The following is a 13,292-nucleotide window of genomic DNA, read 5'->3' as shown; positions in this document are numbered from 1 at the left end:
CCTTTCATATGGTTATGGGCTTTATAAGGCAAGATGCCCCGCCCCGTGCAACTTTAAAAATGGGGAGCGGGGCATCTGCCGGTAAGAAGCCATAAGATAATAAATTCCTATGACCTATTTTGTTTTATAAGTTACTTGCTCAAAGCAGCTTCAAAGCCCTTGGCCCAATCTGCAGTCTTAGCAGCAGCATTACCTTCGTTAATTTCCTTATTAGCGAGGGCGGTACCGAAGGTCTTGGTTGGATCCCAGAAGGAACCCATCTCAGCAATAGTTGGCTGCAACACGGAGGTGTTGGCGATGGTGTTCATCTGAGCAACAGCAGCTGGATCACCCTTAACGATGTCTGCAAGAGACTTATCGGAAGGAATGGTGTTCTGAAGCTCATAGTACTTCTTCTGAGATTCCTTAGAACCTAGGAATGCTGCAAACTTAGCAGCAATGCGTGCAGCCTTGGAGTTCGGGTTGTAAGCAACAGCCTTAGAACCAGCGAAGGACTTCATCTGGAATTCGCCAGCTTCAGTCTTGAACTTTGGAAGCTGAGCAGCAGCATAGTTTGCGCCCAAAGCTTTCTTAACGTCATTTGCTTGCCAAGAACCAGAGAAGAATGCGTCAGCAGTGTGGTTCTGGATTGCAGCTAAGCCAGCGCCTTCATCATTATCCATGACGAAGTTCTTGTTAGCAACGAGCTTAACGAGGTACTTAGTGATGGCAGCAGCTTTATCGCTGAGCTTAATGCCAGCCTTGCCGTCATTGCTCTTCTCACCGAAGAGGGACATATTGCCATCGAGATAGAAGCCTGGGAGATACCAAGCGTTAGCAACGTTGAAAGCAACCTTGCCCTTTGCGAGCATAGCATCGAGAGACTTAACATCTTCATCGGTGAACTTGGACTTATCGTAGTACATGAACCAAGTATTACCAGTGAATGGAACGCCGTACATCTTGCCATTCTGAGCAGTTACAGACTGAATCAATGGCTCTGCATCCTGCTGCTTAACCTGTGCAACTGCGTCATCGCTCAACTCACCAATAGCATTAGCCTGTACCAAATCGCCCAACTGATCGTTAGCGAAGAGATACACATCAGCTGCAGCCTTAGCATCCTGCTTTACAGTCTTGGAAGCATCTGGTGGAGCAACCACAGCGTTCTTAAAAGTGATCTTGTACTCTGGATGAGCCTTCTTGAAGGCCTCTTCCATAGTTGGTAACCAAGAATCAGACTTTGCCTGATCTTCTGAAGCTGCCCATACAGTGAGCTTGGCTTCCTTTGGTTCCGAGCTTTTTGTGCTGGAGCTTGAACCACATGCTGCAAATCCAAGCAATGAAGCAACTGCAATACCAGCGCCCAGCATCTTCTTGATATTCGTCATCCTTGACCTCCTCATGTCATGCCCTTGTTGGCATGTTCCTTGGTGGCGTAGTGACGGATTAAGCTGTGGCGCAACATCGCGTTTTGCTGCGCTTGGCAGCGTCACATGCTTTGAGTATCCGTCCGTAAGCACTGTGAAGTATACACGAATATGAATACGTTCGCAAACCACGTATAACAGCATGCTTGATTTTGTTATTAAAATGTTTGGTTTATGTTTGGTTTATGTTTAGTTTTGTGTGAAAAATATAGTTTTAATAGTTAATGCAAAATCTAAAAAATGTTGATATCGCTTGCATTTAATATTTTTAATAATGTTATAGCTGTATATTCTTTAATTATTTATGGTATGTTTTGTGAGTTTTGCATATATCTGCATGTTTGCATTTAATAAATTCGGCTTGTTTACTGAAAAAATGATGCGAAAACTCCAAATAAAATTGACTGATTAACTTTATTGAATAATTTACTGATTAAATGATTAAATCTGATTAAATTATTAACTAAATCTGATTGAATAATTGGCTGATTAACTAATTGGCTGATTAACTGATCAACGTAAGCAACAACTGATTGATAATAATTGATAATAATTGATAATGAAAAATCTATACGAGATAATAAAAATAAATAAGATAAAAATACTAAATAAGATAAAAAATAAATAGAAAATTGGCAAATTTACAAGCGAATTAAGTACAAAGAGGTTTTAAAATGTCATTACACGATCACCCTGAATGGCTTAAAGATGCCGTATTTTACGAAATTTATCCTCAAAGCTTCTACGATTCAAATGGCGATGGAATTGGCGATATAGCTGGAATTATTGAAAAATTAGATTATGTAAAATCTATCGGATGTAACGCAATTTGGCTTAATCCTTGCTATGACTCACCTTTCAAAGATGCTGGATACGATGTGCGTAACTACAAAAAGGTTGCTAAGCGTTATGGAACTAATGAGGATTTGAAACGTCTTTTTCTTGAAGCTCACAAAAGGGATATGCATATTTTGCTTGACTTAGTTCCCGGTCATACAAGCGAAGAGCACGAATGGTTTAAAAAAAGCTCTAGCGCTGAAGAAAATGAATTTACTAAGCGTTACATTTGGACAGATAGCGCTTTTTCTGGTTATTCTATGCCATTTATTGGCGGAGAAACAGATAGAGATGCAACGTATATTTTGAATTTCTTTAAGTGTCAGCCAGCGTTAAATTACGGTTTCTCTAATCGTGATAGATCTTGGCAATCTTCTCCAGAGTCTGAAGAAGCTGCAGCAACTCGCTTATCAATGGTCGATGTAATGCGTTTTTGGCTTGGAATGGGTGCAGATGGATTCCGTGTTGACATGGCAGATTCGCTTGTAAAAAATGACGACAATAATGGCGAAGGAAGTCTAGGTAAAGATAACACAATTCACGCTTGGCAAGAGATGTTAGGAATTGTGAAAGATGAATATCCACAAGCTGCATTTGTTTCAGAATGGGGCAGACCACGTCAAGCTTTGGCTGCCGGATTTGATATGGATTTCTATCTTAATTGGCGATGGGACGGTTATCCAAATGGCTACGCTAGACTCACGAGGGATGTTGACAATGCGTTAGATAATAACCCTGAACATGATCACAGTTATTTTAACGCTCTAGGCGGTGGTAGTATTTGTCAATTTTTGGACGATTATTGCCCACAATATGAATCTACTTGCAATGAGGGCTATTTTAGTTTTATAACTTGCAATCATGACACTCCTCGCATGGCTCCACGCTTAAGCGACAGGGAAAGACGCGTGGCTTTTGGCATGATTCTCACCATGCCGGGAGTTCCATTCGTGTATTACGGCGATGAAATAGGCATGAAATATCGCGATATTCCAACTAAAGAAGGCGGATACGCTAGGACTGGAACTCGCACACCAATGCAGTGGGACGATTCTAAGAATTTAGGTTTTTCTACAGCGCCAAAGTCGAAATTGTATTTGCCTGTTGAAGAAAGTTCAAACGCTTCCGAACGCCGTTGCCTAGTGAAATCTGGAGAGATACCTACAGTGTCAGCTCAAGAAGAATGTGAAGATTCTTTACTCTCATGGGTACGCGCGCTGATATTCTTGCGACACAATCGCGCTTCTTTACATGCAAATGCTTCATGGAGAGTATTACACGCTCCTGTTAATGGGCGTAGTTTTGCATATGAACGTTGCTCTGTAGACAGTTTAGAAGGATCTGATTTTAGAGCTGAAAAGACTATTGTTGTAATGAATCCTAGCTTAAGCAATGAGTCTATCCCGCTTGACTCTCTTGAAGGACTAAATTCTAAAGAATCAAACCCAGCTCTATTGCAAATTGGAGAAATTTCTTTCAACAGTTCTTCTCTTATACTTGGAACACAATCTTTCGCAATATTTAAGCTGTAAGCAGAATTGATACTAACTTGTAAGCGGCAAGCATCGCTATCAACTCATATACGAAACTGATACGAACTTGTAAGCAACAAACATCGCTATCAGCTTGCATACAAAAGGCATCTTCATCAACTCGCACATGAAAGACATTGATACTAAGCAGATAAATATGCAGACTACATTCTAAATTGCTTGGTTACACTCTAAGCATGCTGACTAGATAATTTGATCTCAAGCCAAACTACACTGCAATACAGCCTAATTACGTCAATAATTACACTCTTGAAAAAAACAAAGCGCAAACAAAACTTCGAGTCCACATCTAAACAGCTAACACTTATAGCTATAAGTAGTAACCAAATCCATAAGTAGCGCCAAAGTTATAAGTAGCACTCAAAACTGAAGTTAAAGCTCTGTAGCTACAGCTGTACTAGCGCTTAAAGCTATAAATCTAATGGATTATCGCAAAAAATCGAATGTAAACTTGCCTGATTCTAACTATGAATTGAATCTACAGAAGTATTATTATTGACGCAATTAGCAGCATTAACGGATACCAAGCATACATAATCCATCTGAATCTATTAGTTGGCATAGGACCATCACCGTATACGCTCCTGTAGTGCAATACTGCTACTCCAATTCCAGGCGCTACAAGAGATAGTCCACCAAACATGCCTGCTGTAAGTTCCATGCTAATTTCGCGCTTCTTCATAAGCTCAAAAATCATAGCTAAAACAAAAATAATTATTCCTCCCCACATGATTCTCTGCCTTACGCCAACCATTCCAATCAAATTCCATAAAGCTCCTGCAATTACAATAATTGAAGACATAAGTATTTTGATAAAGCCTTTTAATTTTGATTGCGCCATATCTAAGCCACTAAGAACAACAAGCGATATAAGAAGTGCAAATACCGGATTTTGTGAGCTCATATCCCATATTTTTCCTGATGTTACAAAGTCGTAAGGCACTTCGCATATTAAAGCCAAAGCCAATAATCTTAATCCGTAAAACGTAACGTTATGCGTATTATGATATCCACGAACTAGCGCCCAAGCATACCAAGGTAAAGCAGTCCAAGACACGACCTCGCATAAAACAGCAAATAATCCGCCAGAAAAATTCGACAACAATGTTGTTCCAAAAACACTTAATACAATCATTGAAGCACACATCACTTTAAGCTTGTTCAGCGTGATTCCCTTTTTAATGTTTTTATCTGAGCGAATGGGATTTCCGTTATTATCAAGCTTTTCTTCATGTGAAGATTCATGAAAATACCCATTAAATGATACTCCACTAAGACTTGTGCTAGTCAATCTTGAGGAATCATCTTTCGAATTATCTGTTTGCTTATCTAAAAACTTTTTATTTTTAAAAAATCCCATAATCATACCTCTTTGTAACCTAATCACATCTATAAACTTCTACAAATCTACCTTCACTATTCTATTTATATCATGCAATCGTGTATATCATGCAATCACCGTAATCACGCAAATCTCAATTGAGTAATCACCGAGACAGACAATCGCATGCACTACATCGCACGCTCACACAATTACAGCTGCGACCGTTGACGCAACGCTTGCACATATGCGTTTACATGAACATCAAATGCACATAATACAATCCAACAAGCGCACGCATAATGCCGACAACACGAATGCATTATCATGACGGTTGTGTACAATCCCGCGAGCGCACACATAACAGCACAGAATCACGCAATCACTTATATAACACAATCATCTAAGCAAGTAATCGCACACATTGCGCACATTGCACACATTGCATCACACTCTCAGGCGCATACGCACACCACACACAACCTGTAATTCCGCGAGCGCACATAAATTAAAATAAACGCAACTCGTTAGATTTTGTATCTCGCATGTCATCATAGTCAAGTATTAGGCATGTAAAACCGCGATCTTGCGCCAATACTCTTGCTTGCGGAGTAATGGTTTGTGCTGCAAAAACTCCTCGTACAGGTTTTAATAATGGATCACGATTCAACAGTTCGCAATATCTAGTAAGTTGTTCAACTCCATCTATTCCACCATGACGTTTAATCTCTATTGCTACATGCACTCCATCAGCATCAACAGCCATAATATCCACAGGACCTATTGCTGTAGGATATTCTCGCCTAATTAACGAAGCACCTTTACCTATTCTTTCAATTTGCTCTGCTAAATAACGTTGTAAATGATCTTCAACACCATCTTTAATAAGACCTGGATCTTCACCAAGATCATGCGACTGATCATCATAAACGTGATGCAAAATAATTGTTAATAGATCCTTGCCTTTTTTTGCAGCAACTTTTAACACATCACCATCACAAAAATTACAATCATCATAAAGATTTTCAGATATTCTCAGATCATCTTCATCACCTTTAACTTTATAAGAAGAATCATTAACCACATCTCCAGAAACCCGATCTTCATTAACTCCAGCTCCAGTAACCTCATCTCCAGAAATTTCACCTTCAGAAACCAGAGCTCCAGAAACTCCAGCTCCAGAAATTTCCTTCATATTGTTTCTATCATTTTCCACGTTGTTATTATTTGATCTCATCCCTTGAGCAACATGCTCCACACGCGTAGTGCATGGAGCAGCCATCCAATTAAGAGGTTTATAAGAACCTAATTCTGAAAAGATCAATACGCTACCATCTGCTTTAATAAGCAGAACACGTTTCGCAGCTGGGAGCGAAGCATTAAGACGACCTGAGTATTCAGCACTACAATCAGCAACAATAATTCGCACAGCGCAAGCATAACAAAATTACTATCCATGAGCCATAGATCACATAATCTTCTAAGTTCTTATGCAATAAAATCCAATTTCTCAATCACAAAATTATGAAAAATAACATAAAATAATTCAGAATTTATGAAGTTTTAACCAAAATTTTAATAATTTAATAAATTAAAACTATTTTATTGGTATAACTATATTAAATTTCTCATAATTTCTAGTATGCTTATCTTATGCATTGTCCTTTTTGTAAAAATTCTGACACAAAAGTTATTGACACCAGAATCAGCGAAGATGGCTATTCTATACGCCGTCGTCGTGAATGCCAAATGTGCGGCAACCGATTCACGACTGTAGAAACTACACAACTTCTTGTCATGAAAAGGTCTGGATCAGTAGAACCATTTGATAGGTCAAAAGTAGTTGCTGGCGTAAGCAAAGCATGCCAGGGCAGACCCATTGATTCTGAAGCGCTTAAAACTCTAGGAATGAGAGTTGAAGCAGATTTAAGGGCGCGCGGACTAGCGCAAGTTACATCCGAAGAAGTTGGAAAAGCCATTTTACAACCTTTACGAGAATTAGATGAAGTCGCTTATTTAAGATTTGCAAGTGTATATCAAAACTTCACCGGCCTTAAAGATTTTGAAAAAGCCATTGAAGATTTGAAACAAAACAAATCAAGTGCACAATCCTAATTGCTAATCGATAATCGCTAATTACCGGTAGCTAATCGCTAATATCTAATTATTGATTACTAATCAATAATTACTAATCAATAATTATTGATCACTAGTAGCTAATTACTAATTACTAATCACTAATCACAAGTCACTAATCACAAGTCACAAGATTCAGCATAAGAGTCTATATAATTCAATACTTTTTCAGCTGCATTTTAACTAACCACACTTAAGCACCTATAACAATAGCCAAGTAACTAAATTAAATACCACTGCAAACACTTTTATGCTTCACACGATTTCAATAACACTGCAAACACTTTCCAACACTGACATGCTTTTATACAGTAAACACTTTTATGCCACGCAAGCCTTCAGCACCATACAAGCGTTAATACAGTAAACACTTTTACGCCGAGCAAGCCTTCACAACCGACATGCTTTTATACAGTACGTACTCTCACACCATGCACGCTCTCACGCTATGCACACTCTCAGCACCATACACGCATTAACACCATTCACGAATTAACACCACAAATACTTTTATGATGCGCACACTCTTCATCAGCATATACATTCTTCACAATCATGCGCGCTCTCACAACAGTGCACACTCTCACACCATGCACACTTTCACAACCACAAACACTTCTATGCTCCACACAGACGATTGCAATTGCAAATGTGAACATGTTTTGCATACACCATATAACACGCTCCACTGGCTGGAAATACAGTGCTATGAGTATACTTACTCGCGTTGGTTACCTGCAAAAGTGACCATCATTCCACTTAATAATGCGTTCGTATTGCATTGATGCTTTTACGAATGCGCAAGATGATGTCCTGTGAGGCGAATATCTATGATGATATTCGCCTCACATATTATCTGGGTTTATAGGTCTGGGTTAGAGTTATCAACGGATAAGCTGCAAAATTTGGATTATTCCCCAAAATTTGGTGCTATAGGCAAAAATTTGAGTTATTTCGGTCGTACACAAAAGCGTGATTATAGGCAAAAGCATCTAAAGCTAAACTAACTAATATTCTTAAAAAGAATTAGTCAACTTAGATTTTATAAGTCAAAAGCAAGATACTTTGATTACATCACACAGCATTTGCTAACGATCAAAACGAACGCCAGTAAGCAATAGCAATTTGCGAGTTACAGTACAAGCGATCTTCGAAACATAAGCTATAACCAAAAGCATGGTATTGCATCTTGAAAAATGCATAAATATAAACTGATAATAAACAACCAGCTTAAATCTATTTTGCACTAGACAACACACGAACAAAACACAACATACTCTCGATTACACCCGTCAGTTCCATCTAAATTAGCAGAGCCACAATCCCCACTTTTTGACAATAATGAATAACAAGATAAAGAATCATCCTCACGATTCATACAACCAGAATCATCTCTTTGACAATAGTAGGAATTAGTACACTCTTCTATACATTCGCGTAAAAGATCTCGTAATCTCATAGCAGCAAATTGACTATCAGCCAAACGAGCGTAAATATATTTCATAGCATCAACATTCATATGAAGCTCAATATTCATAGGAACTTTTGAATAAATTGAATCGCAAAAATCCTTAATACAATTCCTATCCTTATTTTTTATACCTATATCCATATATTGGTTTATTTCAACTATTACATTTTCCGAACTATCAATAGCATTTGGATAGTCATTGCCAAAACTTTCATCATTGCTTTTACATCCAAAGCACTGACAACTATCTACGCGATTCAAATCGTTATTATCACAACTCATTATAATTCCCCCAATTCATAGTTATTAGTTGACTTTTACATGTTCAAAAAACTCTGTACACAACTGACCCAAATCTCATACAGAAGAATAATTCGTATGCAATCTAGCAATACAATAAAAAGCACTTAAATCATTTTTCTATAACTGGTACGTTAATAATCTGACCAACTTGTAGATCATATGAAGAAAGATGATTTATCTCCATCAAACGCTCTACATCATCAGAAATATCTCCGCCATCATTTATTGATTTTGCATACCCCCATAAAGTGTCACCAGGTCTTACTGTGTAAGAAACAAGCTTTTCTGTAGTAGCCGAAGCAGTAACTTTAGGAAAAGCGACTAACCAGATGGCAAAAATAGCTAAAAGCACCACGCTAATTCGCGAAATAAAATACTTTTTAACAACTCTGCTTCTCTTTACTGAGCGCACACCAGATATCTTGTTCATACGTTTCTCCTTCCATACAATCTTCTTTGTGAACATTTGTTCTATCGAACAAGTGTTTTAATAATTACACATTCTCAAAAAATATGCAACGGCGTGTCGAACAGATGTTTGATTTTTTCTTAAACATGCGCTACTATAAACATTGAAAGGAGCGACCATGAACGACGAAAACACTAAACAAGATGATTTTCCGGAAGATAATGCCGTTTCACTGACCGAACGACAGAAAAAAATTATGGATGCCATACAGCGAAATATAATCGCTCATGGTTTCCCACCTTCATTCCGAGAAATCGGCGAAATAGTTGGACTGCGTAGCACATCTTCTGTTAAGCATCAACTAAAAGCTCTAGAAACTAAGGGACTTATTCGCATTAGCGCGAACAAGGGAAGAGCCATCGAGGTTATCAACAATACTCAAACAAGCCAATTAAATAAATTAACTCCAACACCCTCACTAGGCATTGACGTAGATATGTATGAAAGCGAAAGCATACAAACATCACATGACGTGCCACTCGTTGGGAGAATTGCAGCAGGAACGCCAATAACAGCAGAACAGCATATTGACGATGTAATGCGTCTTCCAGAGAGATTAACAGGATCAGGAAACCTCTTTATGTTAGAAGTACATGGCGATTCCATGATTGACGCAGCTATATGCGATGGAGATTACGTTGTTGTACGAGAACAGCATGACGCTAACAACGGAGATATAGTTGCAGCACTACTTGATAACGAAGCTACAGTTAAAACATTAAGAAACGATAACGGACACGTCTGGCTGATACCACACAATCCAACATATTCTCCTATAGACGGAACCAACGCAACGATAATGGGAAAGGTCGTAACAGTTCTAAGAAAAATTTAATAGTATATATAGAAAATACTATTGTAAAATGTAATTTTTCAGTATAATAAATCGCATAACCTTATTAATTTCATTGATGAAATCGATAAGAGCATCATAGAGAATAATAAATAGCTAATGTACTTTTTACAGAAAAATACATTTGCATATTTTATGAATTTCTATGATTTTTACATTAGACGTTTCCAGCAAGGGAGCTAAACATGTCTATTATAAACGTTGCTAACCGCATATTAGACAATCTCGGAACCATGACAACAATGAGATTGCAAAAATTAACATACTATGCCCAAGCTCATAGCCTTGCCACAACAGATAGAGAACTCTTTTATGAGGACTTTGAAGCATGGGATAATGGACCAGTATCTTTAGAACTATTCAATAGGTATAGAGATAAAGTCATAATACACAGAGGATGTTTAATAATGTCTTTGTATGAACGAGAACATCCTCTCAACAAATCTCAACTAAAACTCATAGACACTGTGAGCAAAAAGCTAAAGAACTGTTCGGGTCTGACTTTATATAACAGAGTAATTACAGAAATGCCATGGCGTATAACACGAATGCCTCATGAAGAAAACAAATATTGCGAAGATATCATACTCAAAAGTTATATGAAAACTTATTACAAGGCCTACCCTGCTATATAGCAATTATTCTAGTTTTTCGATTCTTATACAGCCAATAAATATAATTTATTATCACTTTGAAACCTATGTTTTAAATTATATTGCACGAAAACATTACGTAGAGAGAAATACGCTATGCACGATAACAAAAATATCAGAATCAAAATATCAAAAGATGACAAATTAGCAAGAAAGATATTTTCAACCAAAGATCCTAAAGAAAAAAATAGATGCATACAAATAATAGTAGATATATTTATTTCTTTGCGGAAATCATTAACAAATGACTTATCAGCTGCAAAAGTAATCACTTTACAAACAAGATTAAACACACAATTGATATTAGCTTGGTACAGATTTTACGAAGAGACTAAAGAACGAAGAAGACATAAAGAGAACCCTTTATATTCTGAAGAATGGGAAAAGCAATGCTTTATAGGGTATGAAGCTGCAGAAAAGCTGCGCAACTCTAATAAAGATGAAACTGATCAAAACTCAGAAATACAAGATGACGAAATGCCGAAATTCGCTCGACCATGCGAATACGATGGCCAATCCATTAACGGACCAAATTTGCCTGAAAATTATCAAGATTACATGCATAGCAATGTAAAGAAAGGCAAGAAAACCAAGAAAAGTAAGTAATAAAGAAAAAGCGAATAATAAAGAAAAGTACAAATAGTAATACTAAATAAACTAATAAAGTGCATAAAAGCAAAGAGAAAACAAAATTACAAAAAGAAAGGAAAATAAAAGTAAAACACAGTGTTATTTCCTAAAAGTGTGTACACGCATTTCGGGTTATTCCCCAAAATTTGTGTACAGAATTTCTTGTTTATGTTCTTATTTCAAGCGTTGTTCTTATTTCAAGCGTTGGCAGGTCTACTACATGCTTAAAAATCATGCATGAAGAACAAGTCTTGCAATAATCACGTTTGTAGCGCATGCGGCAACGACATAGCTAGTCAATATGAACAGTTGGAAAGAAATGCAGTAATAACAGCTATTATCGAATACTAGCAGTGCTTGGCAAACGGTGTCCCATTAGCAAATTCATAGCTGATCACGCGAAAGATGAACACAATATGCTAACAACACACTACTTTTATGCTAACAACACACTACTTTTGTACACACTTTTTAGGAAACAAAACACAACGGAAAAATACAACAAATACACAGCAAAAAACAAAAACAAAAAAAACAAAAAGCTACTCTTACTTGAAACGCATATATAACTCAAGCTTAACGAATATAAACCTATACGAGCTAATAGCAAAAATACAGAGTAGCTTTAAATTTTTAAAAAATTCAAAATTCAAAATTCAAAAAATTATTCCACAATATCTACTGAAATTATACCAATCGGTTCTATCGGGAAATCAGTAGAATCAGTAGGACAATTTTGAATCGCATCAACTACCTTGCGTGAATCTTCATTACTTACAACGCCGAAAATAGTATGATGACCGTTAAGCCAAGGAGTAGGAACAGTGGTTATAAAGAATTGAGAACCATTCGTACCATGAACACTACCGTCAGCGTCACGATATTTTCCTGCATTTGCCATAGCAAACAAATAAGGCTTGTCGAAGGTTTCAGAAGGATCAATCTCATCATCAAATTCATAACCAGGTCCACCAGTACCATTACCTAATGGGCAACCGCCTTGAATCATAAAATCCTTAATAATACGATGGAAAAGCAGACCATTATAAAATGGTTCATGCGATTTTTTATGAGTATATGGATCTTCCCAAGCTATAGCTCCAGTCGCTAATCCAATGAAATTTTTAACAGTATTTGGAGCTTTATCATCGAAGAGATTTATTTCAATCTTTCCTTCAGTTGTATTCAAAATCGCTTTAGTCATAATAGCAATTCTCACATATGTTCAAGACTGTGCACTAAAAATAGCATAAGAAATAGTCAAATACGATGATTTTATACTAACTTATAATAAAAATACCGTTTTTTCAGGGTTTTTTAAGGGTTTGGTATTCTTTTGTTCAGGATAGTGTGGTTTTATTTTTAATAGGATTTAAATCATTGAGTTTAATGGTTTTGAGTTGTGTTTAATATAATTTAATTTTCTTCTTCTCTTTTAGTTAGAAACCCTGGGACTAAAGCCCCAGGGTTTTTAATTTAACTTATAAACCGTGCTTAGCTTATAAACCTGCTTAACTTGTAAACCGGGTTATAAGGCTTATATGGTAAGTAGTAGGTTGCTGAACGTGGAAAGTAATATAAGAAAACGGGGAGTCAAGTGACTCCCCGTTAAAAGAATAATGCGGCAGCGTGCTAGTCTCCCACACCCTATCGAGTG

The 13,292-nt window shown here is 37.1% G+C and carries 12 protein-coding genes; 5 read left to right on the top strand and 7 right to left on the bottom strand.

The annotated features are described in order from the left end of the window. Positions 1-131 precede the first annotated feature (131 nt). Positions 132-1,370 carry an extracellular solute-binding protein gene (locus Q0X59_RS04955; RefSeq protein WP_075523675.1) on the bottom strand — a complete coding sequence of 413 codons (1,239 nt, stop codon included), beginning with the start codon at positions 1,368-1,370 and terminating at the stop codon, positions 132-134. 713 nt (positions 1,371-2,083) lie between these two features. Between Q0X59_RS04955 and Q0X59_RS04950 the strand changes: the two genes are divergently transcribed. Then, positions 2,084-3,778, top strand: coding sequence for an alpha-amylase family glycosyl hydrolase (locus Q0X59_RS04950; RefSeq protein WP_297643568.1), 1,695 nt, complete (start codon positions 2,084-2,086; stop codon positions 3,776-3,778). Between the two features lie 499 nt (positions 3,779-4,277). On the opposite strand, the gene Q0X59_RS04945 is transcribed toward Q0X59_RS04950, so the two are convergent. Both Q0X59_RS04945 and nucS read right to left on the bottom strand, forming a co-directional pair. Continuing rightward, complete coding sequence (locus tag Q0X59_RS04945) at positions 4,278-5,165, bottom strand: TraX family protein (protein ID WP_297643566.1); 888 nt, start codon at positions 5,163-5,165, stop codon at positions 4,278-4,280. A 463-nt stretch (positions 5,166-5,628) separates the two neighbouring features. Continuing rightward, the gene (gene nucS / locus Q0X59_RS04940; protein ID WP_075523673.1) at positions 5,629-6,549 is read right to left on the bottom strand and encodes an endonuclease NucS; all 921 of its coding nucleotides are present in this window, start codon (positions 6,547-6,549) and stop codon (positions 5,629-5,631) included. A gap of 224 nt (positions 6,550-6,773) precedes the next feature. Here nucS and nrdR point away from each other — a divergent pair, with 224 nt between their 5' ends. After that, positions 6,774-7,235: a transcriptional regulator NrdR gene (gene nrdR, locus Q0X59_RS04935; RefSeq protein WP_075523672.1), complete on the top strand. Its 462-nt coding sequence runs from the start codon at positions 6,774-6,776 to the stop codon at positions 7,233-7,235. A 506-nt stretch (positions 7,236-7,741) separates the two neighbouring features. Here the strand turns inward: nrdR and Q0X59_RS04930 are convergent. From Q0X59_RS04930 to Q0X59_RS04920, 3 genes are all read right to left on the bottom strand, one after another. Then, positions 7,742-7,924: a hypothetical protein gene (locus tag Q0X59_RS04930; protein ID WP_297643563.1), complete on the bottom strand. Its 183-nt coding sequence runs from the start codon at positions 7,922-7,924 to the stop codon at positions 7,742-7,744. A 578-nt stretch (positions 7,925-8,502) separates the two neighbouring features. Next, a complete protein-coding gene (locus Q0X59_RS04925; protein ID WP_297643561.1) occupies positions 8,503-9,009 on the bottom strand; it encodes a hypothetical protein in 507 nt (168 codons plus the stop codon). A 130-nt stretch (positions 9,010-9,139) separates the two neighbouring features. Beyond that, the gene (locus Q0X59_RS04920) at positions 9,140-9,460 is read right to left on the bottom strand and encodes a LysM peptidoglycan-binding domain-containing protein (protein ID WP_075523670.1); all 321 of its coding nucleotides are present in this window, start codon (positions 9,458-9,460) and stop codon (positions 9,140-9,142) included. Positions 9,461-9,617: 157 nt separating this feature from the next. Between Q0X59_RS04920 and lexA the strand changes: the two genes are divergently transcribed. The 3 genes from lexA to Q0X59_RS04905 all read left to right on the top strand — a co-directional run bounded on the left by lexA (position 9,618) and on the right by Q0X59_RS04905 (position 11,611). Next, positions 9,618-10,334: a transcriptional repressor LexA gene (gene lexA, locus Q0X59_RS04915; RefSeq protein WP_075523669.1), complete on the top strand. Its 717-nt coding sequence runs from the start codon at positions 9,618-9,620 to the stop codon at positions 10,332-10,334. A 203-nt stretch (positions 10,335-10,537) separates the two neighbouring features. Continuing rightward, entirely contained in the window at positions 10,538-10,987 is a 450-nt protein-coding gene (locus Q0X59_RS04910; protein WP_075523668.1) for a type II toxin-antitoxin system antitoxin SocA domain-containing protein, read from the top strand. A 114-nt stretch (positions 10,988-11,101) separates the two neighbouring features. Continuing rightward, positions 11,102-11,611 (top strand): hypothetical protein, encoded by a 510-nt coding sequence (locus Q0X59_RS04905; RefSeq protein WP_296156497.1) that lies wholly within the window; start codon positions 11,102-11,104, stop codon positions 11,609-11,611. A 688-nt stretch (positions 11,612-12,299) separates the two neighbouring features. Here Q0X59_RS04905 and Q0X59_RS04900 read toward each other — a convergent pair. Next, positions 12,300-12,839 carry a peptidylprolyl isomerase gene (locus Q0X59_RS04900; RefSeq protein ID WP_075523665.1) on the bottom strand — a complete coding sequence of 180 codons (540 nt, stop codon included), beginning with the start codon at positions 12,837-12,839 and terminating at the stop codon, positions 12,300-12,302. Positions 12,840-13,292: the final 453 nt, after the last annotated feature.

This window comes from uncultured Gardnerella sp. (genome assembly GCF_947280595.1).
Lineage (GTDB): Bacteria > Actinomycetota > Actinomycetes > Actinomycetales > Bifidobacteriaceae > Bifidobacterium > Bifidobacterium vaginale_A.
This window is presented reverse-complemented; position numbering and strand designations above follow the sequence as displayed.